General features: G+C 70.7%; 22 protein-coding genes and 2 pseudogenes. 7 read left to right on the top strand and 17 right to left on the bottom strand.

All coding sequences use genetic code 11. The features are described from left to right. Positions 1 to 34: 34 nt before the first annotated feature. Entirely contained in the window at positions 35 to 958 is a 924-nt protein-coding gene (locus HDA40_RS24945) for a GNAT family N-acetyltransferase (RefSeq protein ID WP_253759937.1), read from the bottom strand. Positions 959 to 1,221: 263 nt separating this feature from the next. On the opposite strand from HDA40_RS24945, the gene HDA40_RS24940 reads away from it, so the two are divergent. Continuing rightward, positions 1,222 to 1,770: a phospholipase gene (locus tag HDA40_RS24940; protein ID WP_253759935.1), complete on the top strand. Its 549-nt coding sequence runs from the start codon at positions 1,222 to 1,224 to the stop codon at positions 1,768 to 1,770. 18 nt (positions 1,771 to 1,788) lie between these two features. Here HDA40_RS24940 and HDA40_RS24935 read toward each other — a convergent pair whose 3' ends face one another. Then, the gene (locus tag HDA40_RS24935) at positions 1,789 to 4,497 is read right to left on the bottom strand and encodes an ATP-binding protein (protein ID WP_253759933.1); all 2,709 of its coding nucleotides are present in this window, start codon (positions 4,495 to 4,497) and stop codon (positions 1,789 to 1,791) included. A 235-nt stretch (positions 4,498 to 4,732) separates the two neighbouring features. Between HDA40_RS24935 and HDA40_RS42200 the strand changes: the two genes are divergently transcribed. Further along, complete coding sequence (locus HDA40_RS42200; protein ID WP_253759931.1) at positions 4,733 to 5,734, top strand: lytic murein transglycosylase; 1,002 nt, start codon at positions 4,733 to 4,735, stop codon at positions 5,732 to 5,734. Between the two features lie 76 nt (positions 5,735 to 5,810). Beyond that, positions 5,811 to 6,833, top strand: a complete 1,023-nt coding sequence (locus tag HDA40_RS24925; protein ID WP_253759929.1) for a GNAT family N-acetyltransferase — start codon at positions 5,811 to 5,813, stop codon at positions 6,831 to 6,833. A 243-nt stretch (positions 6,834 to 7,076) separates the two neighbouring features. Here the strand turns inward: HDA40_RS24925 and hemB are convergent, their stop codons facing one another. The 5 genes and pseudogenes from hemB to HDA40_RS24900 all read right to left on the bottom strand — a co-directional run bounded on the left by hemB (position 7,077) and on the right by HDA40_RS24900 (position 12,798). Beyond that, a complete protein-coding gene (gene hemB, locus HDA40_RS24920) occupies positions 7,077 to 8,051 on the bottom strand; it encodes a porphobilinogen synthase (RefSeq protein WP_253759927.1) in 975 nt (324 codons plus the stop codon). 19 nt (positions 8,052 to 8,070) lie between these two features. After that, on the bottom strand, positions 8,071 to 9,651 hold the full coding sequence (locus tag HDA40_RS24915) for a bifunctional uroporphyrinogen-III C-methyltransferase/uroporphyrinogen-III synthase (RefSeq protein ID WP_253759925.1): 1,581 nt from the start codon (positions 9,649 to 9,651) through the stop codon (positions 8,071 to 8,073). Next, a complete protein-coding gene (gene hemC, locus HDA40_RS24910; protein ID WP_308197757.1) occupies positions 9,648 to 10,613 on the bottom strand; it encodes a hydroxymethylbilane synthase in 966 nt (321 codons plus the stop codon). The genes HDA40_RS24915 and hemC overlap by 4 nt, the downstream gene beginning before the upstream one ends. A 194-nt stretch (positions 10,614 to 10,807) precedes the next feature. Continuing rightward, positions 10,808 to 12,049: pseudogene (locus tag HDA40_RS24905) on the bottom strand (glutamyl-tRNA reductase); the annotation flags it as partial. Continuing rightward, positions 12,046 to 12,798: a redox-sensing transcriptional repressor Rex gene (locus tag HDA40_RS24900; protein ID WP_253759921.1), complete on the bottom strand. Its 753-nt coding sequence runs from the start codon at positions 12,796 to 12,798 to the stop codon at positions 12,046 to 12,048. The pseudogene HDA40_RS24905 and the gene HDA40_RS24900, both read right to left, overlap by 4 nt. Positions 12,799 to 13,236: 438 nt before the next feature. Between HDA40_RS24900 and HDA40_RS24895 the strand changes: the two genes are divergently transcribed. Continuing rightward, positions 13,237 to 13,869 carry an HAD family hydrolase gene (locus tag HDA40_RS24895; RefSeq protein WP_372502947.1) on the top strand — a complete coding sequence of 211 codons (633 nt, stop codon included), beginning with the start codon at positions 13,237 to 13,239 and terminating at the stop codon, positions 13,867 to 13,869. Between the two features lie 138 nt (positions 13,870 to 14,007). On the opposite strand, the gene HDA40_RS24890 is transcribed toward HDA40_RS24895, so the two are convergent. Continuing rightward, a complete protein-coding gene (locus tag HDA40_RS24890; protein WP_253759919.1) occupies positions 14,008 to 14,247 on the bottom strand; it encodes a glutaredoxin family protein in 240 nt (79 codons plus the stop codon). Then, positions 14,240 to 15,856, bottom strand: a complete 1,617-nt coding sequence (locus tag HDA40_RS24885; RefSeq protein WP_253759917.1) for an AMP-binding protein — start codon at positions 15,854 to 15,856, stop codon at positions 14,240 to 14,242. Before HDA40_RS24885 ends, HDA40_RS24890 begins: the two co-directional genes overlap by 8 nt. A gap of 516 nt (positions 15,857 to 16,372) precedes the next feature. Between HDA40_RS24885 and HDA40_RS24880 the strand changes: the two genes are divergently transcribed. The 3 genes and pseudogenes from HDA40_RS24880 to HDA40_RS24870 all read left to right on the top strand — a co-directional run bounded on the left by HDA40_RS24880 (position 16,373) and on the right by HDA40_RS24870 (position 19,440). Next, the gene (locus tag HDA40_RS24880) at positions 16,373 to 17,341 is read left to right on the top strand and encodes an ECF subfamily RNA polymerase sigma factor, BldN family (protein WP_253759915.1); all 969 of its coding nucleotides are present in this window, start codon (positions 16,373 to 16,375) and stop codon (positions 17,339 to 17,341) included. 145 nt (positions 17,342 to 17,486) lie between these two features. Continuing rightward, a pseudogene (locus HDA40_RS24875) lies at positions 17,487 to 18,305 on the top strand (DUF5667 domain-containing protein); the annotation flags it as partial. Positions 18,306 to 18,621: 316 nt separating this feature from the next. Beyond that, a complete protein-coding gene (locus HDA40_RS24870; protein ID WP_372502946.1) occupies positions 18,622 to 19,440 on the top strand; it encodes an HAD family hydrolase in 819 nt (272 codons plus the stop codon). 9 nt (positions 19,441 to 19,449) lie between these two features. On the opposite strand, the gene HDA40_RS24865 is transcribed toward HDA40_RS24870, so the two are convergent. The 8 genes from HDA40_RS24865 to HDA40_RS24830 form a co-directional block, all read right to left on the bottom strand. Continuing rightward, on the bottom strand, positions 19,450 to 20,562 hold the full coding sequence (locus tag HDA40_RS24865) for a hypothetical protein (protein ID WP_253759913.1): 1,113 nt from the start codon (positions 20,560 to 20,562) through the stop codon (positions 19,450 to 19,452). A gap of 17 nt (positions 20,563 to 20,579) precedes the next feature. Beyond that, positions 20,580 to 21,452: a lysophospholipid acyltransferase family protein gene (locus tag HDA40_RS24860; RefSeq protein WP_253759912.1), complete on the bottom strand. Its 873-nt coding sequence runs from the start codon at positions 21,450 to 21,452 to the stop codon at positions 20,580 to 20,582. Next, positions 21,453 to 22,505: an NAD-dependent epimerase/dehydratase family protein gene (locus HDA40_RS24855; protein ID WP_253759910.1), complete on the bottom strand. Its 1,053-nt coding sequence runs from the start codon at positions 22,503 to 22,505 to the stop codon at positions 21,453 to 21,455. It lies immediately after the preceding gene. A 91-nt stretch (positions 22,506 to 22,596) separates the two neighbouring features. Continuing rightward, positions 22,597 to 22,698 carry a 30S ribosomal protein bS22 gene (locus tag HDA40_RS24850; protein WP_007465623.1) on the bottom strand — a complete coding sequence of 34 codons (102 nt, stop codon included), beginning with the start codon at positions 22,696 to 22,698 and terminating at the stop codon, positions 22,597 to 22,599. Positions 22,699 to 22,865: 167 nt separating this feature from the next. Further along, on the bottom strand, positions 22,866 to 23,081 hold the full coding sequence (locus HDA40_RS24845; RefSeq protein ID WP_253759908.1) for a helix-turn-helix domain-containing protein: 216 nt from the start codon (positions 23,079 to 23,081) through the stop codon (positions 22,866 to 22,868). A gap of 249 nt (positions 23,082 to 23,330) precedes the next feature. Continuing rightward, on the bottom strand, positions 23,331 to 24,515 hold the full coding sequence (locus HDA40_RS24840; RefSeq protein ID WP_253759906.1) for an ABC transporter permease: 1,185 nt from the start codon (positions 24,513 to 24,515) through the stop codon (positions 23,331 to 23,333). Then, the gene (locus tag HDA40_RS24835) at positions 24,512 to 25,219 is read right to left on the bottom strand and encodes an ABC transporter ATP-binding protein (RefSeq protein ID WP_372502945.1); all 708 of its coding nucleotides are present in this window, start codon (positions 25,217 to 25,219) and stop codon (positions 24,512 to 24,514) included. Before HDA40_RS24835 ends, HDA40_RS24840 begins: the two co-directional genes overlap by 4 nt. Beyond that, positions 25,216 to 26,538 (bottom strand): efflux RND transporter periplasmic adaptor subunit, encoded by a 1,323-nt coding sequence (locus tag HDA40_RS24830; protein ID WP_253759904.1) that lies wholly within the window; start codon positions 26,536 to 26,538, stop codon positions 25,216 to 25,218. The genes HDA40_RS24835 and HDA40_RS24830 overlap by 4 nt, the downstream gene beginning before the upstream one ends. Between the last annotated feature and the right edge of the window lie 34 nt (positions 26,539 to 26,572).

The following is a 26,572-nucleotide window of genomic DNA, read 5'->3' as shown; positions in this document are numbered from 1 at the left end:
GCCTGCGTAACCGTGATCTGCAGCAAAACGCCCGTCAGGACAGGACGAGGCGTACGGCGAAGTTCGAGTAGCCCAACCGCCGGAAGGTGTTCGCCATCGGCACGTTGCCGAAGTCGGTGTCGGCCGCGATCCGCTCCGCGCCGAGGTCGGCCAGGTCGGCGGTGATCTCGGCGAGCACGTCCGCGGCGTACCCGTGGCCGCGGTGCTCCGGCACGACGCCGAGGTACCCGACGACCGGTCCGGCGTTGTTGCGCGACGGAATGGCGAATCCCACCAGGTCACCGTCGCTGTCGTAGGCGAGCTTCCACCACGACCGTTCGCCCGGCATCCCCTGGTACGTGTCCAGGGTCTCCTGGGCGTACCCGGCGAGTCCGGCGCGCGCGATCGAGTCATGGGTGGCGCCGTCGAGGCTGCCCGCCGCGACCCGCTCGAAGACGTCCAGGAATGCCTGGTCGTCGGGCTCGGTGCGGAAGGTCAGCCGGGTCGACCGCTCCGGCACCGGGGTGTCGGACAGCCACTCGAACCGCAGGCGCTCCAGTTCGTCCTTCATGCCCGCTGCCTTCGCCGCCGCGATCCGGGGTTCGAGCGCCGCCTGGATCTCAGCGTCGGCACGCCAGCCCGGGGGCAGGAAGACGTGATAGGACGGTGGCTCCTCAGCGGCGGACGCGGTCGAGGTGACCTGCCGGATCAACTCCGTCCACAGGGCGACGGAATCCGTCCGGTCTGGCAGCGCGTACAAGCCGTCGAGAGCGATCGGGCGGGACGCGCCGGGGCCCCACCAGACGGCGGCCGCGATCAGGCGGTCGCCGGATTCCGCGACCCAGGTGAACTCGTGACGGTACTGGCCGTCGGTCAGGAACTGGGTGTAGCGCTCGGGGTGTGCCGTGTTGACGGACTGGTCGGCGAGCAGGGTGAGGAGCTGGTCGAGGTCGGCCTCGACCGAGGTACGGATGAGCAAGTTTCCTCCACTATGGGAGGCGCGCCGGAGACCGCGATCAGAATGCGGTGCCCTTCGGGGCCCGACGCGCCAAGATGACGGTACGCATCGCGACCTCCTCTCTGTGCTCTGCGTCGCTGGGTGAACGACCCGCGACGGGCTACGGCTGCCGAGATTAAATGACCATGGCGTCACCGTCAAGGGATCTAGACCGGACCCCCGGCCGGGCTTACATTGCTAAGCACCAATGCGCACCACCCACCTAATACCCCCGAGGTGCCGTGATGTCCCGTTCCCGCCTGGCCCGGTGGGCCACTCCCCTGCTCAGCGTCCTGTTCGTCCTCAGCGTCGCCGCGCCTGCGGCGGCGGCCACCTTCGAGCAGAAGGTCGCCGTCGTCACCAACTTCACCCAGAACTCGGCGTCCAGCTACAGCTCGTGGCTGTCCGCGCGGAACAACCAGGCCGCCTGGACGGACTACGACCTCGACTGGTCGACCGACCTCTGCTCCAGCTCCCCGGACAACCCGCTCGGGTTCGACTTCAAGCTGTCGTGCGCCCGGCACGACTTCGGCTACCGCAACCACAAGCGGCTGGGCATCTTCACCTCGACCGTCAAGGACCGGGTGGACCTCGCCTTCTACAACGACCTCAAGCGCAAGTGCGCCACCTACAACTGGGTGGTCCGCCCGGCCTGCTACAGCCTGGCCTGGACGTACTACGAGGCCGTGAAGAACTTCGGCTCGCTCGCCGCGGTGTCCCAGTCCGACCTGAACAAGGCGGCCAAGATGAAGGCCGACGCCCTCGCGAAGGCCTCGTCGCGCGCTCAGGCGTAACCCGGCGCGCCGCGTCGATCAGGAGCTTTCGGGCTGCGACACCCCGTCGAGCAGAACCGTCAGCTCGTGATCGACGCGGCGCGGCGCTTCGATGTCCAGCGCCAGCGAGGACGCGTCCTCCAGGCTCATCGTGAAACCGCGCGCCCAAGCCGCGTCGAACGCCGCATCGCCCAGGGCCGCCCGGCAGGCCGCCTGCTGCGTGGTCCAATAGGCGCCGAAGATCCCCGGTCCTCGACACAACCGGGCCTTCGCGGCCGCTGCGGCTCCGAAGAGGGTCGCGGCGATCTCATTCTCACCACCGAGTACGCATCGCGCCGCCATCGCGCTCACCGCCACGCAGGCCCGCGAATGGAAGCCGTAGGACATCCGGGATCGCAGTGCGATGGACAGGTGATCGTGCGCCGCGACCAGGTCCCGGCGGCCCAACGCCGCCATACCCAGGAGCAGGTCCACAGTGCGGCGTCCGCGTTCGGCCGGACGCAGCGCCTCGACCGGGCGGGCCGTCGCGAGCAGTTCCGCGGCTTCGGCGTACGCCTCGCGCAGCCACAGCAGTTCGGCGAGGTTGTAGATGGCGAACAGGGCGTCGGCGGTGACCTCGCGCGGCCCGGCCCAGGCCAGCAGGTCGCGGCAGAGCTGCTCCGCCTCGGTCGCCTTGCCCAGGGAGACCAGCGGGCCGGGCTGACCGGCCAGCACCCGGGCGACCGTCCCGGCGTCCCCGCTGCGGCGGGCGGCGACCTCGGCGCGCTGGGCGAACCGGATCTCCTCGCTGGTCTCGCCGTCGGCGCAGGCGTGCATCGAATGCGAGTAGTACACGAGGGCCAGTTCGCGGTCGGGCACGTGCTCACCCGTCTCGGCGAGCCGGGAGTACAGCCGGAAATGCCAGAGCCGGCCTTCCCGCGCCAGTCCGCGTTCGCGCCACCACTGGTCCAGTCCACTCGCGATACGCAGCCCGAGCCGGGCGCTGCCACCGGTGACGCACCAGCGCAGGGCTGCCCGCAGTTCGCCGGCCAGCGGATCGAGGGAGTACATCGACAGCGTCACGGGACGACCGTCGGCGCCCTGTTGGGCCCGCTCCAGCCGGTGCAGCGCCCAGCGGAGGTGGCGGTCGCGAACGGCCCGCTCCTCGCCCTCCGCGGTCAGGCAGCGCGCCGCGAACGCCCGGATCGGATCGAGCATCCGGTACTCCGACCGGCCGGTGTCCCGGCCGACCTGCAGCAAAGACTTGTCGACCAACGTGGCCAAGGTGTCCAGCGGATCACCGTCCACCCACCACTCCACGGTCTGGAGATCGACCGGGCCGGCGAAGACGGACAAGCCCCGGAGCAGCGAGGCGGCGGCGGGCGGCAGCGTGCGGTAGGACCACTCCACAGTGGCCTGCAACGTCGCGTGCCGGCCGCTCGGCTCGCCCAGCGCCAGCGCGGTGCCGTCGATCGCGCCCAGCGGGTCGGGCGCTTTGCCGTCCAGTTCGTTCTCCAGCCGGTCGGCCAGCTCGCCCGCCGACAGCACACGCAACCGCGCCGCCGCCAGTTCGAGCGCCAGCGGCAGCCCGTCGAGGCGAGTGGCGACCCGGCCCAGCGACCGGATCTCCGGCTCGGCCGGTACGCGTCCGCCGCGTGCCGCGGTCGTGCGCTCGATGAGCAGCGCGACGGAGTCGGCACGTTCGGCACCCGGTCCGGGTTCGAGGCCGAGCGGCGGAATCCGCCACACCACCTCGCCCGGTACGCTCAGCGGCTCCCGGCTGGTCGCGAGGACGTGCACGCCCCGGCCCGCCGTCAGCAGCTGAGCCAGGACCGCGCGTACGCCGGCGAGCTGCGCCTCGCACGTGTCGAGCACCAGCAGCATGCGGCGGCCGGCGGCGTATTCGACGAGGGTGTCCAGCACCGGCTTGCCCGGTTCGGGGCGCAGCCCGAGCGTGTTCATCAGGGTGAAGGCGACCAGACCCGGGTCGCTGATGGTGGCCAGGTCGAGCAGCCACACCCCGTCGGGGAACTGTCCGACCAGCTCACCGGCGACCTCGACGGCGAGCCGCGTCTTGCCGGCGCCACCCGATCCGACGACGGTCACGAGCCGCTGGCGAGCGGCGAGATCGGACAGTTCGGCCCGTTCGCCGGCTCGCCCGACGAACGGCGTGATCGCCGACGGCAGGTTGTGCGCGGGCGCCTCAGAAGTCCGCAGTCGCGGGAAATGCCGGGCCAATCCCGGTGCCACCAACTGGAACAGCCGTTCCTGGCCGTCGAAGCCACGCAGCTTGTGCAGGCCGAGGTCGAGCAGCCAGGTCTGGTCGGGCAGCTGCCGCGTACGCGTGGCGGTCGCCTCCGACAACAGGATCTGCCCGCCGTGGGCGGCATTGGCGACGCGGGCCGCCCGGTGCACCTCGGCGCTCGCGTACTCGCCGGCATGAGCTTGGGCGAAGCCGGTGTGCAGTCCCATCCGGACACGCGGCATGGCCTGCTCGCTCGGCCAGGCGTACGCCGCCAGCGCTCGCTGACCCTCGGCACAGGCCAGCACGGCCGCCGCGGGATCGGTGAACACGAAGAAGTAGGAGTCGCCCTCGGTGAACAGCTCGACGCCGTCGGCCTGCCGGAGAGCGGACCGCAGCAATCGCCGGTGCTCGGCGAGCACCGGACGATAGCCGTTTCCGAGCATCTGAGCCAGTCGGGTGGAACCTTCGATGTCCGTGAACAGGAAGGTCACCAAACCGCTGGGCAGACGCCGATCTGCCGACACGAAAACCTCCGCCCCCCTGGAAGTCGGTTCATGCTGTCCGACGCCGAGGTCATCGCGCCATCGCCGGAACGGACGGCAACTGATCCATCCAAGGTCCTACCCAGTTCGAGTGCGGTGGAGGCGAAGGCGACGCGTCGGTGGGATGGCGGCGGCGTGCATCTCACAAAACGAGGACCAGGGCGGCCGGATGTGGGCCGAACGGCCAGATCTGGCCGCATAGGCCATACTCGACGGCGTGACGACCCCTGAACCCACCCGCGAACCCGAGACCCCTCCGGCCGCGCCCGTCTCCGGGGAACCGGCCGGGGACCAGGTCGGGAAGCACGCCGGGAAGCACGTCGCCGACGAGTCCACCCAGCAGTCCGCCCAGCAGTCCGTGCCGAAGCTCCGGCCGGCGGTCACGGCGGCCGGGCGCAAGGTCGCCGCCGGCGGGCGTACGGCGATCGGGGCAGCCCGGCGGCCGCAGGGCCGGCTCGTCGCGGGCGGCCTGTTCGTCACCGCCATCGTCACCGGAGTCGTGCTGGTGGCCGTCTGGCTCGCCCCCACCGGCGGCGTACCGGTGGCGCAGGACAGCTCGGCGTCCACCACGCCCACCTCGGCCGCGCCGAGCGGCACCGGCGAGGCCAGCTTCAGCCCCTTCCCGACCACCACGACCTCGCCGCTGCCGCCGAACTCCGGGCTCACCGAGTGGGCGGACAAGCTGGCCGTCAAGGTGGAGATCCCGCCGGTGGCACTGCGCGCGTACGCGTACGCCGAGTACGTGCTGACGAGCCGGAAGCCGAGCTGCAACCTGCGATGGTCGACGATCGCCGCGATCGGGAAGATCGAGACGAACCACGGCCGGGTGGGCGCCTCCACGCTGGGTCCGGACGGGCGCGTACTGCCCCCGATCGTCGGTCCGGCGCTGGACGGCAAGGCGGGCCGGGCGAAGGTCGCCGACACCGACGCTGGCGCGCTGGACAACGACCGCGCTTGGGATCACGCCGTCGGACCCCTGCAATTCGTGCCGACCGCGTGGCGCGCGTATGCCGTGGATGCGGACAGTGATGGGCTCGTCGATCCGAACGACATCGACGATGCGGCATTGGCGGCCGCCACGAAACTTTGCGAGGCCAATAAGGACCTCTCGCAAGCAGCGAATTGGAACGCCGCGATAAAGACGTTCCCCGATCTCTCGGCCAAGGCGCAGCAGGTTTTCGACGCTGCGAACACGTACGGCCAGAAGAGCCGGGCATGACATTGAGTAGTCGAGCATGCACTGTGGAGAAAACTTGGGCCTTCCCAAGGCACCTTGCAGCGTGCAAGCTGAACAGGTGAAGCTTCGCGAGTGGGATCCCCGAGTCGCGACGGCCACCGAGATATCCACCGTGGTAGAGACGCTCAATGCCGTGATGAGCGTCGACCTCCCCGATGATCCGCCGTGGCGCGATGTACTGATGCGCGAATATCTCTCGGTCACCATGCCGGGCGAGCGCAAGATCACCTGGATCGCCGAGAAAGAGGAAGGCGATCTCGCCCGGGGCGTCCCGCTGCTGGGCTTCGCGAGCATTCTGCTGCTCGGCGACATCGGCGTGGTCGAGTGCATCGTGCACCCCGAAATGCGCAAGCGGGGACTCGGCCGGACACTTCTGCACGCGGTGGTCAGCCGCGCCCATTCCGAGGGCTTCCAGGCGATCGGCGTCGAGGTGCCGGGGGGCACGCCAGGCGTCGAGTTCTACGCCGGCCTAGGCTTCCGCAGGGCCTTCACCGAGCAGCGCAGCGTGCTCGACCTCGACACCGTCGACTGGTACGCCCTGGGCGAGCTGGCCAACGGCGTCGCCACCGGCTACTCCATCCGGTTCTACCCGGACTCGCCGCCCGACGAGCTGATCGAGGCGTACGCGACGGCCAAGGCCGAGGTGCAGGACGTCGATCTCGGCGATCTCGACCTGCGGCCCAGCTCCTACGAGCCGGACCGGTTGCGGGCGAGCCTGTCCTGCCTCCACGCGCGCGGGCTGCGCCCCTACATCGTCGTGGCCGTGCACGAGAGCACCGGCGTGGTCGCCGGGCTCACCGAGGTCGTGGTGCCCGAGCAGCGTCCGACGCGGGCCGATCAATACGACACCGTGGTGGTGCCGGAGCACCGGGGCTACGGCGTCGGCCGCGCGATCAAGGCCCGGATGCTGTTCGAGCTCCGCTCGGCGGTGCCGTCGCTGCGGCAGGTGCAGACCTGGAACGCGGCGGTCAACGAACCGCTGCTCAAGGTCAACGCCGAGCTAGGCTTCGGCGCGGACCGCGACTGGCTCGAATTCGAGGCCGACGTGCCCGACCTGGCTCGCGCCCTCGGCATCGCCTGACCGATCACCCGCCCGATCCCCGCCACCGGACCCCGCCACGGACCTCGCCGCCGGGCCCGCACCGCCCGACCCCGTCGCCGACCGCCGCCGCCGGAATCTGCGGCCGCCGGAATCTGCGGCGGATCAGGGTTCCCGGTCGAATCTTGACCCAAGATTCGACACAGAACCCTGATCCAGTGCTCATCTCGCGAGGCGGACGCCGCGATGCGAGGCGGACCGGTGCGAGGCGCACGCCGCGGTGGATCAGTGCAGGCGGCGGGCCGCGTCCACGGCCCAATAGGTCAGGATCATGGAGGCACCGGCTCGTTTGATCGAGTGCAGCGTCTCCAGCATGACCCGGTCCCGGTCCAGCCAGCCGTTCGCCGCGGCCGCCTCGACCATGGCGTACTCGCCGCTGACCTGGTAGGCCGCCACGGGCACGTCGACGCGCTGCCGGACAGCGGACACGACGTCGAGGTAGGGCAACGCCGGCTTCACCATCACCATGTCGGCACCCTCGGCGACGTCCAGCTCCACCTCGCGCAGCGACTCCCGCAGGTTCGCCGGGTCCTGCTGATAGGTACGCCGATCGCCCTCCAGCGACGACTCCACCGCGTCGCGGAACGGGCCGAAGAACGCGGACGCGTACTTGACGGCGTACGCGAGGATCGCGACGTCGGCGTACCCGGCCTCGTCCAGCGCCCGGCGTACCACGCCGACCTGGCCGTCCATCATCCCCGACGGCCCCACCACGTGTACGCCGGCCGCCGCCTGCGCGACCGCCATCTGCGCGTACGCGTCCAGGGTGGCGTCGTTGTCGACCGATCCGTCCGCCGCCAGCACGCCGCAGTGCCCGTGCGAGGTGAACTCGTCGAGGCACAGGTCGCTCATGACCACCGTCGACGAGCCGACCTCGGAGACGACGTCGCGGACGGCGACGTTGAGGATGCCGCCCGGGTCGATCCCACCCGACCCGGTAGGGTCCTTGGCCAGCGGGATGCCGAACAGCATGATGCCGCCGACGCCCGCCTCGACCGCCTCGGCGGCGGCCTTCCGCAGGGACTCCCGGGAGTGCTGCACGACCCCGGGCATCGAGGCGATCGGCCGAGGTTCGGTCAAGCCCTCCTTGACGAACATCGGCAGGATCAACTCGGCCGGATGCAGCCGCGTCTCACTGACCAGCCGCCGCATGGCGGGAGTGGTCCGCAGCCGGCGCGGCCGGATCTCCGGAAAACCCATGATCTCCTCCTCGCGAGGATCAGCGGAAGCGCAGTGCCGTCGGCCCCTGGACCTTGGAACCGCGACGGCTCTTGGCCGGCATGGTGGCGAGCTTCTCGCGCAGCTCGACCGCGTACGAGGCGAGCGCCTCGACGAGGTCCGGCACCGAGGCGTGCTCGGGCTGGACGTCGACCCGGAGACCGAACTCGATCGCCGTGTCGTGCGTCTTCGGCCCGATCACCGCGACGACGGTCCGCTGATGCGGCTTGCCCGCGATGCCGACCAGGTTCCGGACGGTCGACGACGAGGTGAACAGGACCGCGTCGAACCCGCCCTGCTTGATGGCGTTGCGGATCTCCTCCGGCGGCGGCGCGGCCCGGACGGTCCGGTACGCCGTCACGTCGTCGACCTCCCAGCCCATCTCGGTCAGCCCGGCGACCAGGGTCTCCGTCGCGATGTCGGCCCGCGGCAGCAGGATGCGGCCCACCGGGTCGAGCATCTCGTCGTGCGGGGCGAACTCGGCGAGCAGGCCTTCCGAGGTCTGCTCGGTGCCAGGGATCAGCTCCGGCTGGATGCCGAAGGACCGGACGGCTTCCGCGGTGGCCTCGCCGATGCAGGCGATCTTCACGCCGCCGAAGTGGCGCGCGTCCAGCCCGTGCTCGGCGAACTTCTCCCAGACCGCCTTGACGGCGTTCACACTGGTGAAGATCGTCCAGGCGTACCGGCCGTCGACCAGGCCCTTGATGGCGCGTTCCATCTGCGCCGGCGTACGCGGCGGCTCGACCGCGATGGTCGGCACCTCGCACGGGATCGCCCCGTACGCCCGCAGCCGCTCGCTCATCGCGCCGGCCTGCTCCTTGGTCCGCGGTACGAGGACACGCCAGCCGTAGAGCGGACGGTTCTCCCACCAGCCGAGCTTGTCCCGCAGCTGGACGCCGGAGCCGACGGAGAGCACCGCCCGGCCGCTGAAGCCGAGCGCGGCGGCGACGAAGCTGTCGACGGTCGATACCGTCGTGTACTGCGTCTCGCCGGTTCCGTCGCCGGTGATCGCGACCGGCGTCGACCCTTCGACGCCACTCGCCAGCAGCCCGTCGCGTACCGACGCGAGATCGCCGGCGTCGACGCTGAGCGCGATCGACCCACGGCGCAGGCCCGCCGCGAGGGCCGGGAAGTCGACCTCGGCGATGTCTTCGATGTCCGCGGTCGTGCGCACCCCGGCGAGCGGGACCCCGGAGTAGGTCGCGACGCCCGCGGCCTGGCTCACCCCCGGGACGACGGCGAAGCGGACGGCGGTCCGGGCGACCGCCTGGACTTCGCGGACCACGGACTCGTGGCCGAACGGGTCGCCGGAGACGAGGTGGACCGCGTTGCGGCCGGATTTGGCCTCGTTGAGGAGCACCTTCGCGACGTCGCCGGGCGCGCCCTCGGCAGGCGACCACTCGGCCTCGGCCGGGACCACCTCCCGCAGCGCGGTGAGGAGCGTGTCGGGCACGCCCCGGTCGTAGACGACGTGGTCGGCGTCGGCCAAGGCGTCGTAGGCCCGGCGGGTGACCAGGCCGGGATCGCCCGGTCCGGCTCCGACGAAGGCGATGTGGCCGGCCGGTTTACGGGTGCGGGTCATTGTGCACTCCCAGGTACAGCATCATTCTCATCCGTCTCCCCATCCCCCGACGGCACGCCGCCGCCGACGGAGAAGAGGCGATCTGCGCCCGCCGCGAGCAGGTCCGCGGCGAGAAGCCGGCCGATCTGATCGGCGTCGGCGATGGTGCCCGTGCGCGACAGCCGGATGGCGTGACGGCCGTCTTCGCTGAAGACCGCGCCGCGCAGGTAGATCTCGTCTTCACTTATTTCCGCCAAGCCCGCGATCGGCGCGGAGCAGCCGGCCTCGAGCTGGGCGAGCAGACCACGCTCGGCGGCGACGGCCGCCCGCGTGGCCGGGTGGTCGAGCGCGCTCAGCGCCTCCACCAGGTCGTTGTCGTCGGCCCGGCACTCCACCGCCAGCGCGCCCTGAGCGGGAGCGGGCAGCATCAGCATCGGGTCGAGCGCCTCGGTCGCCTCGGCGGACCGGCCGAGGCGATCGAGACCAGCCTTGGCCAGCACGATCGCGTCCAGTTCACCGCTCGCGACACGTCGCAACCGAGAATCCACGTTGCCCCGGATCGGGGTCGTCCGCAAGCCCAGTCCGAGCGCCTGGAGCTGGGCGATCCGCCGCAGGGCGCCGGTGCCGACGACCGAGCTGGGCGGCAGCTCGGCCAGGGTCAGCCCGTCCCGGGCGACCAGGACGTCCCGTGGGTCCGCCCGCTCCGGTACAGCCGCGATGATCAGGTCGTCCACCGGCGCGGTCGGCAGGTCCTTGTAGGAGTGGACGGCGAAGTCGATCTCCTTGGCCTGCAAGGCGTCCCGCAGCGCGGAGACGAACACCCCGACGCCGAGGCGCTGCACCGGCGCCGCCGACCGGTCGCCCGGCGTGACGATCTCCACGAGTTCCACGGTCCGGCCGGTCGCCGCGGTCACCGCGTCGGCGATCATCTGCGACTGGGCCTTCGCCAGGGCGGAACCCCGGGTCCCCAGACGAAGCTTCACTTCGCACCATCCTCTTGCCGGCTCGTGGCTCCCAGCCACCGCCCGGCTTCTTGCTCGACGGCCTCGGGCAGACCCGCTTCCTGCGGGTCCGCGGGCGGTACGGCCTCGAAGATCACCGCGACGTTCTCCCCCTTGGGCATCGCGGTGCCGGTCGGCGCGGCCTCGCCGAACTGCGCGCCCGACGGCTCGCCCAGGCTTCCCGCCGGCACCGACAGACCGAACAGGTCCCGCAACAGCTTCGGGTACGCCTCTCCGCCCGGACCGGCAGCGAGCTGGCGGACGCGTACGGTCGGCTCGTGCAGCAGCCGCTGGACGATGCGGTGCATCGCGTGGGCGACCTCGGCGCGCTGCTCGGCGGTCAGGTCGGAGCGCCGCGCCAGGCGGCTCATCTCGGCCTCGACGAGTTCGTCGGCGCGCGCCCGGAGAGCGGCCACCGTCGGGGCCACCTGCGAACCGCGCAGCCAGGTGAGGAACGCCTCGACCTCGGCGGCGACGATCGCCTCGGCCTCTTCGACGATGTGCGCCGCGTGCCCGTGCGCCCCACCGGCTTCGGCGAGGTGCTCGATGTCGATCACGGTCACCCCGGGCAGCTGCTTCACGGCCGGTTCGACGTCGCGCGGCACGGCCAGGTCGACGATGATCGGCGTGGCGTCCGCCTCGGCGACCATGGACGCCGTCAGGACGTGCCCGATCGAGGCGGTCGCGGTCACCACGATGTCGGCCTCGGCCAGCAGCCGCGGCAGCTGATCGAACGGGGCCGCCTCCACGGCGTACAGCTCGGCGAGGCGCTCGGCGCGCTCCTGGCCGCGATTGACCACGGTCACCTTGTCGACCGAGGCCCGCGTCAGCGCCGAAACGGCGAGCGAACCCATCGCGCCCGCCCCGATGACGAGCGCCCGGGCGCCGGTGAGCGTGCCGGCCTGAGCCAGCGCCGCGGTCACCATGCTGCGCGGAGCCTGGTCGATGCCGGTCTCGGCGTGCGCCCGCTTGCCGACGCGCAGCGCCTGCTGAAGCAGTTCGTGCAACAGCCTGCCGACCGCCTCGGCTTCGGTGGCGGTGGCGTATGAATCGCGCAGCTGACCGAGGATCTGGGCCTCGCCGACGACCATGGAGTCCAGTCCGGCGGCGACGCGATAGACATGCGAGACCGCGTCCGCACCGTGGTGGACGTAGAGACTTCCGGCGAGTTCGTCCGCGCTCACGCCGGACTGCTCGGCCAGGGCGGCGACGACCTGGCTGAGTCCGGGGTGGAAGGCGGGGACGGCCGCGTACACCTCGACGCGGTTGCACGTCGAGACGAGGGCGACCTCGGCGACGTGCGGTCCGGCGACGAGCCCGCGCAACAGCCGGTGCTGCTCGGCGGGCGGTACGCTCAGCCGCTCCAGCAGCGGCACGCTCGCACTGCGATGGGACGCGCCGACGACGATCAGGTTCACGCTGCCACCTCCCCAGGCCGGGCCGCGGATCCGCGCGCAACGCCATTGGCCTGTCCGTTGCCGTTGGCCTTGCGATGCTCGTGGAACGACAGGATCTGCAGCTCGACCGCGAGGTCGACCTTGCGCACGTCGACGCCCTCCGGCACCGAGAGCACACACGGGGCGAAGTTCAGGATGCTGGTGACTCCGGCCGCCACAAGCTGGTCCGCGACGCTCTGAGCGGCCCGCGCCGGGGTGGCGATGACTCCGATCGCGATCCGCTCCTGAGTCACCGTAACGGCAAGTTGGTCGATGTGCCGCACGGCGAGTCCGTGGACCATCTCACCGACGCGGGCGGGATCGGCGTCGAAGAGGGCGACTATCTCGAAGCCCCGGCTGGCGAATCCGGCGTACCCGGCGAGCGCGTGCCCGAGGTTACCCAGACCGACCAGCGCGACGCCCCGGTGGATCGTGAGCCCCAGGACGTGCTCGATCTGCTCGACGAGGCGGGTGATGTCGTAGCCGACGCCGCGGGTGCCGTAAGAACCCAGGTGGGAGAGGTCCTTGCGCAGCTTGGCCGAGTTCACGCCGGCCGCCGCGGCCAGTCCCTCACTGGAGGTGGTGTCCTGGCCGGCCTCGAGCATTTGGTGCAAAGACCGCAGGTACTCCGGCAGCCGAGCGACCGTAGCGTCCGGTAGATCCGGAAAGTCCGGACCCGCACCGTTACGGGTACTCAGTCCGGCTTCTCCGCCGGAACGCTGCTGGCTCATGTGACTCCGTGCCGACTCGGCTTGCTTTCCCAGGACCCCACCACACGCACGCCGATCGGCTGTGCTATCGGGGGCCGTCGCGGTAACAGAGTAGGCGCTTGTGAAGACGTGCACAAATCGCGATCTTGATAGATCGCCCGGGTGAGGCGACGCAGCCAGCGCCCACCCGCGACATGGATGATCCCGAGAGATGCCCCCGCGGCACACATGCCCTCCATTCTCGAGATCGCGCATGCGGCAGGTGGGCGCTGCGAGTGCGATTATTTCGCAAGCAGGGATATTTCAGCCCGCGCCGCGCCGCCCCTCCATCCTGCGGTGCCGCATCCTCTCGATGTCACGCGCAGTGACGAAAGTCGCGTCCCGGAAGCCCCATACGCCCACCGTGACGAGCGTTACGCCGAGCGCCCCGCGCCTCCCGTCGCCACTACGCTGTGCGACGTGAAGCACCTCGTCTGGGACTGGAACGGCACCCTCCTCAACGACTTGGGCCTGGTCGTCGCGGCCACCAACGTGGCACTGACCTCCTCCGGCGGGCAGCCGGTCACCGAGGACGAACACCGGCGCGACTTCCGCCGCCCGATCATCGACTACTACGGCTCCCTGCTGGGCCGGACCGTCGCGGCGGAGGAGTTCGCCCGGATGGACACGATCTTCCACGACGAGTACCGGATCGGGCTCCTGACGGTGGAGCTGGCCGCCGACGCCCGTGACGCGATCGCGACATGGGCCGGTACGCAGTCCCTGCTGAGCATGTGGTTCCACCACGAACTCGTGCCGACCGTCGACCGCTTCGGCCTGACGCCGCACTTCGCCCGGGTCGACGGCCTGCGCGATCCGATCGGCGGCGGGTTCAAGTCCGGCCACCTCGCGGCCCACCTGGAGGCGCTCGGCATCGAAGACGCCGAGACGGTGCTCATCGGCGACTCGGTGGACGACGCACACGCGGCCGCCTCGGTCGGAGCCCACTGTGTTCTCTACGGCGGCGGCTTCACCGATCCGGCGAAGCTGCGGGAGGTCGGCGTACCCGTGGCGAGGTCGCTGACCGAGGCGATCTCCCTCGCGTCCCGCTGACGTCTTGTGCCCGCAGCCCCGCACGGGTGCCGAGTTGATCAGGCGCTTGCGGAGTCGATCAGGGCGGCGCGGACACGACACACCGGTCGATCACGACCACTAGTTCATGATCACGCGGAAAGCCAGGCGCGGAAACGGTCAGGCGGGGGTGGCGAGGTCGCGGAGCAGGCGAGCGCCTTCGACCCGCCAGTACCCGTGTTCCTTGCCGTCCAGCATGACCACCGGAATCCGGTCTCCGTACTCGGCTTCCAGCTCCCGATCGCCGGTGATGTCCACTTCGGTGAACGGTACGCCCAGCTCGCCCAGCGCGGCGACGGCGTCGGCGCAGAGGTGACAGCCGGGCCGGGTGTACAGGGTGACGCGGGGCTGCTCAGGCATCCCGCAAGACTACTTTGCGGACCTTGCCGATCGCCGAGTGCGGCAGTTCCGGGACGAACGAGATCTGCGTGGGGCACTTGAACCGGGCCAGGTTGCGTTCGCAGTGGCGGACCAGTTCCTCGTCGGTGACCGTGCTGCCCGCCGCGCGTACGACGAACGCCCGCACGGTCTGGCCACGGACCGGATCGTGCGCGCCGAGGACGGCTGCCTCGGCAACGCCTGGGTGCATGCCGAGCACCAGCTCGACCTCGTACGGGTAGACGTTGAAGCCGTTGACGATGATCAGCTCGCCGATGCGGTCCACGAGGAACAGGTCGCCGTCCCCGTCGGCGTACGCGACGTCGCCGGTCGCCCACCAGCCGTCGGCGTCGGGGCCACCGCGTCCGTCGGGCCAGTAGCCGGAGAAGAGGTTGTCCCCGCGGACCACGATCTCGCCGGGGTCACTGCCAGGGCTGTCCGGCGACTCGTGTTCGAGGCCCTGACCGTCGCCGTCGTCCTCCAGCGAAGCGCTGCCCGCCCGCCAGACGTCATCGCCGGTGGAGGAGACGAGACGCAGTTCGACGCCGGGCAGCGGCCGGCCGATCGAGCCGACTTTCAGCGCCGGGGCGGCCAAGGTCGAGGAGACCACCGGCGCGGTCTCGGTCAGCCCGTATCCGATGTGCACGTCGACTCCGGTGATCGCCGCGAACTTGCGCGCGGTGACGGCTTCCAGCGGTGCCGCACCGCACACCGCGACACGGACCGAGGACATCGGTGCGGCCGAGGTCAGGCTCGCCGCCCACAGCGTGTACATCGACGGCACGCCGACCACCACGCTGACGCCCTCCTCGGCGATCAGCCGCAGCGACTCCTCGGCGTCGAAGCGGTCGGTGAGCACGCCGCACGCGCCGTGGTAAGCCACCGCGCCGAGACCGGAGTTCAGCCCGTAGGCGTGGAACATCGGCAGCCCGAGCAGGGCCACGTCCGAACTGTCCAGCACCGGCGGCTCGACCGCGGCGAGCTGCACGTGGTTGGCGATCAGCGCCCGGTGGGTCAGCATCGCGCCCTTCGGCGCGCCCTCGGTGCCCGAGGTGTAGAGCAGCACCGCCAGGTCACTCGCCGCGGGTTGGCGCGGGTTCGGGGCCGAGTCCCGGGCGAGCGCGCGGGCCAGCGCCCGGCCCGCGTCCTCATTTCCACTGCACGTGTACGCCCAGCGCAGCGACTCGAGTTCGCTGCCGATGCCGGCGACGGCCGCCGCGACCGTGTCGGTCGCGATGAGCACACTGGCACCGGAGTCGGCCAGCACATGACGGAGTTCCCGGGGCGTGTAGCCGGGGTTGACCGGGACGGCGACGAGACCGGCCCGCAGCGCGCCGAAGAAGGACACCGCGAACTCGGGAATGTTCGGCAGCGCGATCGCGACCCGGGCCGGGTGCCCGCCGCTGTCCGGCGCGCCGAGATTGCGCAGTCCGCCCGCGACCGAGTCCACTTGCGAGTCCAATTCGGACCAGGTCAGCGTACGCCCGTTGTGCCGCAACGCCGGCTGCTCCGGGCTCCGGCGAGCGGCGCGCTGGACATAGCCCGCGAGGGTGGCGTACTCGGCGACATCGGCGGCGATCGCATCCTGCACGTTCGGGAGTCTTCCACACGACGAAATTTCGCGGCACCCCCGCGAATCTCGTTCGTTGTAGAGATCAGATCCCCGTCTAGTCACCGCACGGTCACCCGGCGGGGTGAAACGCCGAGCCCGACGATCGCCCCCGATCTGCGATTTATCTGAATCTTCTTGCAGCTCTAAGTATCTGGGAACGTGACCACGGCGTGTCTCGCGGGACACGCCGTGTAATCGACGAAGTAAAAACCGCACACGATGTGCGACGTCCGTGCGAAAGCAGCGGAAATACTCCCCCCGATGGCCGGACAGTTTTCGTGAACACGCACACCAGGGTGGGTTTGGCCCTATCATTCCGAGGGTCGGCTCACCCGTTTTGGCATGATCCGACACCCCTCAACCAGAGGAGGCCGCTGTGCCCGTTATTGCGCCGCACCCGTGCTTAATGGGTGTTTGTCGGCTTATGGTGAGAGATGCCCCGTCTGCCGCCGCCTGCCCCTGCGGCTCCGCACACGGGCGCTCGGAGGTGACGGCATGACAAGCAGTGCGTACTACGGCGTAAGCCACGAAGTGTCCGCCGCGCGGCAGGCACTTACCGAGGGTCTGGACGCCCTTCGCACTTCACTCAACGAACTACTTCTGAATCCGCTACTGAGCGTCACCTCGCGCGGCGAAGGCGCTACCGTCCGTCCGCGTACCCGGACCAAGACCGGCAACGACAGCGGCCACCACAATCCGGCCGCCAAGACCCCCGCCACGAAACCGATCGGCGGCCGGGTCAACGGGCGCCCGGTGGCACCCGCCCAGGGCGGCGCGGTCACCGTGCCCGAATCGGAGACGACGCTGCTTCCGGTGCTCCCGGACCAGGACACCCAGCGCGTGGACCCGCCGGGGACCGGGCAGCCGCCCGTCTACCCGAGCCGGCCCGATCCGAGCGACGCCGCCGCCGAGGTGTGGGCGCTCGTCGAGCGGGCGCAGGCGGGCGAGGCTGCGGCGTTCGGCCTGATCTACGACCGGTACGTCGACACCGTCTTCCGGTTCATCTACTTCCGGGTGGGCAACCGGCCGCTGGCCGAGGACCTGACGAGCGACACCTTCCTGCGGGCGCTCAAGCGCATCGGCAGCTTCACCTGGCAGGGCCGTGATCTCGGCGCCTGGCTGGTCACCATCGCCCGCAACCTGGTCGCCGACCACTTCAAGTCCGGCCGCTACCGCCTCGAGGTCACCACCGGCGACGTCCTGGACGCCGACCGCGAGGACCGGGGCCCGGAGGGCAGCCCGGAAGCGGCCGTCGTCGACCACATCACCAATGTCGCATTGCTGACCGCGGTCAAACAGCTCAACCCGGAACAGCAGGAGTGCATCGTGCTCCGCTTCCTCCAGGGGTTCTCCGTCGCGGAGACCGCTCAGGCGATGGGCAAGAACGAAGGCGCCATCAAAGCACTCCAGTACCGAGCCGTCCGCGCGCTCGCCCGACTGCTTCCGGAGGGCTTCCAGCCGTGACCCCGCTCACCACCCCCGTAGTGAGCCGAGTCACGCCCCGGCTCTCCGTAACCGAAGACCCCCCGCGGCCGTTTGACCGAGTACGACCGGAGCTCGTGGACACACTCCGGCAGTCCGCCGCGACCAGCGAAGGGGGGTGCCCGCTATGAACGCAGTCTTCGACCGGCGGCGCGCCGAGCGCTTCGCCCGACTCCTGGACGAGGCCAACGGCGGCCGACGTCACCATTCCCACTCCCGTCTAGACGCGCAGCTCGCGGAGTTCGTGACGCTCGGCGACCAGCTACGGGGCACGCATGTGCCCGGCCCGTCGCCGGACTTCCGGAGCGACCTGCGTGCCCAGCTGATGGCGACCGCCGAACGCGAGGGCATCGGGGTCACCGCGACCGAGCCGGAACCCATTCTGGTGAAGCCGGCCCGGTCGCGTACGCGCATCGCGATCGTCGCGGGCGTGGCGACCGGCACGCTCGCCGTCTCCGGCATCTCCATGGCCAGCGGCGACGCCAATCCCGGCGACGCGCTCTACCAGGTCAAGCGATCGACCGAGCGGGCGCAGCTGGCGCTGGCCAGCTCCGATCTGTCCCGGGGGCAGCTCTACCTGGAGTTCGCCCGTACGCGACTGACCGAGGCCAGTGCCGTCCGGTCCAACGGGGACGGCTTCGCCGCCGCCCTGGGCGACATGGACAAGGACACGATCGAGGGCGTACGCCTGCTGACCACGTCGGCGATGGGGCAGGGTGGCACCGCCGCCCTCGACACCGTCGACCGGTTCGCGGCCGACCAGAAATCCTTGATGGGCCAGCTCACGGCGCTGGTCGACGGGCCGTCCCGGCAGCGGGCCGACGCGTCGACGACTCTGCTGGACGCCATCTCGGATCGCTCGCACTCGCTGCGCGCCGCGCTTGCCTGTGGGGCGAAGGCGTCGACAGCGGACGCGCTGGGTCCGGCAACGTCGCCGTGCCCGGCCCCCGCCGGTCAGCAGCCCGAGACAAGCCTGCCGCGGAGCACCACGACCGTCACCCCGCGACCGGCGACGACGCCGACCGTGGGGACGAGCGGTGAGGCGACGACGCCGGCACAGATCGCTCCGTCCGCCTCGGCGACGCCGCAGCCGTCGGCGAGCACCGAGGGCGACGAGGGATTGCTCGGCGAACTCGGCCGAATCCTGGGCGATCTACTCGGGAACTGATCACCGAACGGCCGTTCGGGATTCACCTTCGAGATTCGGGGGCGTCACCGCAGGGTGGCGCCCCCGATCGCATCCACCCGCTACGCTCGGAAGCGTGTTGCCGGAAACAGGAGGCGAAGCGGTCGTGACGGAGCCACGCGAGCACGTCAAGGCGGCTGCCTTCTTCGATCTGGACAACACCCTCATGCAGGGCGCATCGCTGTACTACTTCGCGCGCGGTCTCGCCGCCCGGAAGTACTTCACCACCACCGATCTGCTCAGGTTCGGCTGGAGCCAGGTGAAGTTCCGGCTGCTGGCGGCCGAGCACGCCGGAGACATCGCCGAGGCGCGGCAGGCGGCGCTGGCCTTCATCGAGGGCTGGCGGGTCGAGGACGTCCGGCGGCTCAGCGAGGAGATCTTCGACGAGCTGATGGCGGAGCGGATCTGGGCAGGCACCCGAGCCATCGCCGAGCAGCACATCGCCGACGGCGACCGGGTCTGGCTGGTCACCGCCGCCCCGGTCGAGCTGGGTGAGGTGATCTCCCGGCGCCTCGGGCTGACCGGGGCGCTCGGCACGGTGGCGGAGATCCGCGACGGCGTCTACACCGGACGGCTGGTCGGCGAGATGCTGCACGGGCCGGCGAAGGAGACCGCCGTCCGGGCGATGGCCGCCGCCGAGGGCTTCGACCTCGCCGACTGCTACGCGTACTCGGACTCGGTGAACGACCTGCCGATGCTCAGCTCGGTCGGGCACCCCACCGCGGTCAACCCGGATGGCGCGTTGCGCCGGCACGCCCGGGCGCGCTCGTGGCAGATCCGCGACTTCCGCACCGGCCGCAAGGCGGCGAAGGTAGCGGTTCCGGCGACGCTGGCGGCCGGCGTCCTCGCCGGTGCGGTCGCGGCCGGCTTGGCGATCCGCGCCCGCCGCGACTGACCCGACAGGTCAGCGGAGCGAGTGGAGATCCAGGACGTGCCAGGTCACGTCGTCGCCAGTGCCGCTGCCCCACCAGACGAAGCCGCCGCGGCCCATGATCTGACCCACCCCGTCGGCAAGGTTGATCGTCCTGCGTTCGTGGACGTCGTACAGCAGGACCTGTTGGCGAGCCAGCACGGACGTGCCGGAGCCCTGTCGCGAGTAGACCTCCCAGCGGTCGAGCAGGCCGACGTCGACGAGCGCGGCGGTCACCGAGCCTGACGCCGCCCGCTGCCGATCACCGCCGTCGGTACGCATGACGTCGATCCGGGTCGCGCCGCCGTCCCCGCCGAGCACCAGTACGCGACACAGCACCGAACTGCAGCTGACCAGCTCCGACGGCTGGTTCGGGATGGCGGTGCGGCGCCCCGTCTTCCAGTTGACCAGAGCGGTCGCTCCCCCACCGGCGGTCATCGCGCTGACCAGCCAGTCGCCGCCGACCGACTGCCAGCCACCGTCGATGCGGCGTACCGAGACGTCGCCGCCGGACACCGGAATCGAGCGGATCTCCGAGGCCAGGACATCGCCGGGCACTGCCGCCACCCAGTGGACCCGGCCGTCCCGGATGTGCAGATCGTACTGCGAGTTGAAGAAGGCGAAGTCGCCCAGGTCGCGCGTGAGGACGCGGGCGTTCGAGCCGTCCCGGCCCGCGATCCAGATCGCGGCGTCGCCCTGCCCGTCGTCCCCGGCGGTCTGCTCCAGCCAGGCGACCCGGTCGTCGCCCGAAGCGAAGCCGCCGAACTGCGGCGCCTCGTCCGCGCCGAGCGTGCGTACCGTGCTGATCCGGCCGTCCGGCCCGAGGATCACCAGGGCGCTCTGCCGGTCGTCGGACGGGGTGGCCGTGCCCAGGGAGGTCTGCTCGTCGAGGAACAACATCGGCTCGTACGCCCAGTCGCCGTCGACGTAGCCGGGCACGTCCACCACGGCGGCCGACGGGAAGGACTCGGTCAGCGTCCAGTCCGTACCCGGCGCGTGTGGTGCTGGGAGGGTGAGTAGACGGACGGCGGCGACCAGAGCGACGACGAGACCCGCCGCTCCGCCGATCCGCAGCGTCGACCGCCGGCGGTGCTGACCATGGGGCACTTGAGACAAGCTACTGCTTACTGGGCGAACGGATCCGGCCGCCGCTCCAGCAGCCCGTGGATCATCTCCTGGATGGTCTCCCGAACCTGGTCGGCCAGGTTGAAGACGACCATGGGATCGTCGGCCTGGTCGACGAGATCCTCGGTCGGGATCGGCTGGCCGAACTCGATCAGCCACTTGCTCGGCAGCGGCACGAGACCCAGCGGACCGAGCCATGGGAACGTCGGCGTCACCGGGAAGTAGGGCGCGCCCAGCACCCGGGCCAGCGGCTTGATGTTGCCGATCAGGGGGTAGATCTCCTCCGCGCCCACGATCGCGACGGGAATGATCGGCACCCCGGTACGCAGCGCGGCGGACACGAAGCCGCCCCGGCCGAACCGCTGCAGCTTGTAACGGTCGCGGAAGGGCTTGCCGACGCCCTTGAACCCCTCGGGGAAGACGCCGACGAGTTCGCCGCCCGAGAGCAGGCGCTCGGCGTCCGGCGTACAGGCCAGCGTCGCGCCCGACTTGCGGGCCAGCTCGCTCAGGCCGGGCAGCTTGAAGACGAAGTCCGCGCCGAGCAGCCGCAGGTGGCGGTTGCCCTCCGACTCGTCGTGGCAGGCGATCGACAGCATCAGCGCGTCCATCGCCACGGTGCCGGAGTGGTTGCCGACGAGCAGCGCGCCGCTGTCGACCGGGATGTGCTTCGCGCCGATGATCTCGGTCCGGAACCAGTCCCGCTGCAACAGGCGCAGCATCGGGTGGAAGACACCCTCGGTCAGCTCCGCGTCGAAGCCGAACTCGTCGACCTCGTACGCCCCGGACAGCCGGCGGCGCAGGAAGGACAGCCCGGAGGCGACCCGCCGATCCCAGACGTCTTCCTGCTCGGGCAGATTCTCAGGAGAGGTCATTCACCGCACCTCCTGGCGTACCCGTTGGATCATGTCGAGGAAGGATTCCTCGGCCGCCGCCAGCCGTTCGGGGGTGACCAGCGCGCCGGCCCGGTGCGTGCGGACGAAGTCCGCGAAGGCGTCGGGAGTGGAACGCGGCGTGAACCCGAACTCGCGGACCAGGCGCGTGGTGTCGACGACGCGGCCGTGCACGAACAGGTCGATCTGGTCGTTGCTGATGAGCCCGCGGCCGGTCGCGGCGCTGACCGCGAGGGCCTGCTCGACGATCGGCAGCGCGATCCGGCCTGCCCGGCGGATGGCCTGCGACAGCGTGATGACGCCGGGACCGGCCACGTTGAAGGTGCCCGGGTGGCTTTCCAGCACCGAGCGCTCGATGATCTCCAGGGCGTCGTCGACGTGGACGAACTGCATCCGGGGATCGCGCCCGAGCACGGTCGGCACGGTGGGCCGGGCGAGGTAGCGCAGCAGCGCGGTCTCGGCGGTGGCCCCGATGAACGGAGCGAAGCGCAGGACCGTCGCGGTGACGTCGGGCCGACGGCGACGGAACCCGCGTACGTAGCTCTCGATGTCGAGGATGTCGCGGGCGTAGCCGCCACGCGGCACCTCGCGTGGCTCGGTGTCCTCGGTGAAGACCGCGGGGTCGCGGAAGGACGCGCCGTACGCGGCGGTCGACGACCGCACGACCAACCGGCGCAGCGATTCGGCCTGCTGGCAGGCGGCGAGCAGCTGCATCGTGCCGATGACGTTCTGCTCTTTCATCGCTGCGCGACCGCCCCGCGCCTGGTCGGGCGAGGAGATGACGGCGAGGTGCACCACGGCTTCGACGCCCTGGTCGGCGATGACCTCGCCGGAGGCACGCAGATCCGCCTGGACGACCTCGACGGAGCTGTCCGCGAGCAGATGTTCGACTTCGCCCTGAGGCGCGAACGAGTCGAGCCCGATCACCCGGCCGACCCCGGTACGCGTGGCGAGGGTAGCCGCGATTCGCGCGCCGAGGAACCGGCTCACGCCGGTGACCAGGACCACCTCGGGTCTCGTGGGTCTCGTCGCCATGCTCCCCCACCTAAGCCGAGCCCGGCCGCTGCTGGTCGGCAACGCACCGGGCTCAGGCACCCGCTTCAAGACGCCGGCGAACCGGCGCGGGTCACTTGCCGAGACGGCGACGCTGGACGCGGGTCTTGCGCAGCAGCTTGCGGTGCTTCTTCTTAGCCATGCGCTTGCGGCGCTTCTTGACCACGGAGCCCATACGGCAGCCCTCTCATCACACGCTTCGGTTTCGCCCGGCGCGTATGCGCCACGGCGGAAGTTGGACATCTCGCTCCGCCCTCGGTCCGCGAATGCGCGAACGGGGCCGGAGCCGCTGTCCAGGGTAACCGCACGCATGTGTGTTCGTGAAACCGGGCGGTCTCATCCTCATGCGGCTTGGGAGAACGCGCCCCTCAAGTATTCGTGGACCGCGTGCTCGGGCACCCGGAAGGAGCGCCCGACCCGGACCGCGGTCAGGTCACCGGAGTGGACCAGCCGATAGACGGTCATCTTCGACACCCGCATCAGCGTCGCGACCTCGGCGACCGTGAGGAAGCGCACCTCCGCCAGCTCGTTGTCGTGTGGCGTCCCGCGCGAATTCATGCCTTTCCCCCATCCAGCGTGTAAGTAGAACGTTAGCGGGGCTCATGTGGCTAACGCGACAGCTTTCAGTAATCGCCCGAACACCCCCTGTCGCCACCACGGCGCCGCTAGGCCACTGCTAGGCATTGGATCAGGTATCCCGGTCGAATCTTGGGCCAAGATTCGACGCAGATCCGTGATCCGGGGGCTTAAACCAGACAGCGCGAAACGGTCATCCGGCGCGCGAAGGCTTATTCCGTGCGCGAAAGCTTATTCAGTGCGTAGAGCGACCACCGGGTCGAGCCGCCCGGCCCGCTGCGCGGGCACGACGCCGAAGATGATCCCGACGCCGGCCGATACGCCGAACGCGAGCGCGAGTGACCACCACGTGACCGTCGCGGGCACCGGCGAGAGAGCCGCCGTGATCAGCGAGGCGCCGACGCCCAGCGCCATCCCGAGTACGCCGCCGATGGTGGTCAGCAGCACCGCTTCCAGCAGGAACTGCACGCCGATGTCACGAGGTTTCGCACCGACCGCCTTCCGCAGCCCGATCTCCTTGGTCCGTTCCCGGACCGACACCAGCATGATGTTGGAGACGCCGACCCCGCCGACGAGTAGAGAGATCCCGGCGATCGCGGCGAGCACGGTCGTCAGCACCCCGAGGATGTCGGCCAGTACGCCGAGGATCTGATCCTGGGTGACGGCGCTGAACTCGGTGTCCGGGTGACGTTTGCGCAGTTCGGCGAGGACCCGGTCGCCGAGTGGGCCGACCGACTCCGCGTCCGGCGCCTTGATCGCGAAGGCGTCGATCCGGTTCGTCCCGAACAGCCGCTGCGCCGTGCTGATCGGGATGTGCACCTCGGTGTCCCGGTCGACACCGAGGCTCTGCCCGAGCGGTGCGAAGACCCCGATGACGCGGAAGCGTACGCCCGCGATCGTGATCTGCCGGCCGACCGCGTCCCGGTCGCCGAACAGCAGACGGGCCGTCTTCGCGCCCAGCACGGCGACCCGCCGCCCGGTGTCGACATCGGTACGCGCCAGGTACGTCCCGCTGTGCAGGGTGCGTACGAACACCTTCGGAGTGGTCTCCATGACGCCGAGCACCGAGGTGAAGGTGGAGTTGCGCCCGGCTCGCACGGTTTCGCCGGAGGTGAGCGACACCGTCACCCGATCCCGGTCGCCGACCGTCCGGATGACCGCGTTGAGATCGCCCGTGTCCAGCGGCGACGCGGTCGGCGCGGAGTTGAAGTCCACTTTGCCGGGCACCACGAACATCAGGTTCGCGCCGAGCCCTTCGACCTGCGACTCGACCTCGTTCTTCGTTCCGGTGCCGAGCGCGACCAGCACCACGACCGCGGCGACCCCGATCACCATGCCCAGCATGGTCAGGCCGCTGCGCAGCCGGTTGGCCCGCAACGCGTCCAGCGCGACCCGCCACGCCTCCGCCAGCCTCACGCCGCCCCGCCCTCGTCCGCCTCGATGACGCCGTCCCGCATGTGGATCCGGCGCTTGGCCCGCGCGGCCACCTCCCGGTCGTGGGTGACCAGGACCAGGGCCGCGCTCGACTCGGCGTTCAGCCGCTCCAGCAGCTCCATCACGGCCAGTCCGGTCGTGGTGTCGAGGTTGCCGGTCGGTTCGTCGGCCAGCAGCACGGTCGGCTCGGTCACGAGTGCCCGCGCGATCGCCACCCGCTGCTGCTCGCCGCCCGACAGCTGGTTCGGGCGATGATCCACGCGGTGCTCCAGGCCGACGCGCGCCAGCATCTCGCGGGCCCGCGCCCGGCGCTCGCGGGCGTTCAGGCCGCGATAGACGAGCGGCAACGCGACATTGTCCAAAGCGGTGGTACGCGCAAGGAGGTGGAACGACTGGAAGACGAAGCCGATGGTCTCGTTGCGGAGCTGAGCGAGCTCCGCGGGCGTCAGTGCGGCGACGTCGCGGCCGTCGATCCGCAAGGTGCCCGCCGTGGGCCGATCCAGCCCGCCGAGCAGATGCATCAGTGTCGACTTGCCGGAGCCGGAGGGGCCGACGATGGCCACATACGCGGCGCGCTCGACGGTGAAGGAGACGCCCCGCAACGCCGGAACGGTGACTCCACCCAGGTCGTAGGTCCGCTCGATGTTCACCGCCGCGACGGCCGGGGTCACGTCGGCGGCTGTCACGGCAGTTCGTCTCCGGGATGAACCTTGTCCGTACCCCGGACGACCACGCGGTCGCCGGGCTGGAGTCCGTCGGTGATCTGCACCAGGTCCTCGCCGGAGACGCCGACGCTCACCGGTCGCCGCTCGGCTTTGCCGTCCGGGCCGCGTACCCAGGTCAGGACTTGGCCCTCGGCGGTGAAGACAGCGGCCGCCGGCACCGCGACGGCCGAGTTCGCCTGGCGTACGCGCAGGTGGGCGACCGCGTTCATGCCCGGCCGCGGCGTCGGGGCGCCGGACGGCGGGGTGAGCGTCAACCGCACCCGGTACGCCACGCCACCGCGCGCGTTGGCCGTCGGCAGCACGTCGATGCTGGCCACCCGGGACGGGTAGCGGACGTCGGTCGCGGCGTCGAGTTCGACCTCGGCGTCCAGCCCAGGTTTGACGAGCAGGATGTCGGTCTCGTCCACCTCGGCCACCAGACCGAGTTCACTGACGTCGACGACGGTGAGGATCGCAGTGCCCGCCGTCACCAGGCCGCCCTCGGGGACGGTCTGCGACACGCCCGGGATCGATGCGGCGCCGCCGGTCGACGGAGTCTGACCGCCGCCCGCCGCCCCCAACAGGGAGGACAGGTCGATTCCGCTCGTCGCCGGGGCGCTCGCGCCGCCGAGCTGGACGACACCCGCGATCGGCGCCCGCAGGGTCAGCGCGTCCACGGTGGCCTTGGCCAGGTCGTACGCCTGCTGCGCCTGAAGTTTCTGGGCGGCGCCCAGGGCGCTCATGGCGCTGCCGATCGACTGGAGACCGCGCTGCACACCGCGTACCGCCGAGGTCACCGCCTTCGACGCGGCGGCGTACTGCTGCTCGGCCGCGTCGACCTGAGCGAGCAGCGCCTTCTTCAGCGCCGGGTCGGCGATGTACGCCACCGCCGCCCGCGCCTGGTCGAACGCCTTGGCGGCGGCCTCGTCGAGGTGCTTGGCCGAACCGCTGAGGTCCACCCGGACCCCGCCGCCGCCCGTCGACCGCTTCGCCAGATCCAGCGCCTTCTTCGCGTCCCGCAGCCGTTGCTGGGCCGTCGGCGAGTCGACGACCGCCACGACCTGACCCTTGGCGACCTGATCACCGGCCGTGACCGCGAGCCGGGCCAGCGTGCCCTCGGCTGGCGAGGTCAGCGTCGCGGCCGCCCGCGCCACCACCGAGGCGGGCGCGTCGACGATCTCGACGACGTCGGCCCGGCCCACCTCCGCCGTCGCGATGCCCTCGTCGTCGTTGCCGCAGGACGCGGCACTCAACGCCACGAGGACGGTCACCGCTCCTGCCAACACCATCGGTCGCCGCACTCGCGTGATGGTAGTCAACTCGAGCATGTTTCAC

Source organism: Hamadaea flava (assembly GCF_024172085.1).
In the GTDB taxonomy this organism is placed as follows: Bacteria; Actinomycetota; Actinomycetes; order Mycobacteriales; family Micromonosporaceae; genus Hamadaea; species Hamadaea flava.
Note: the sequence above shows the minus strand (reverse complement) of the source record. Positions and strands in the feature narration are given on the sequence as shown.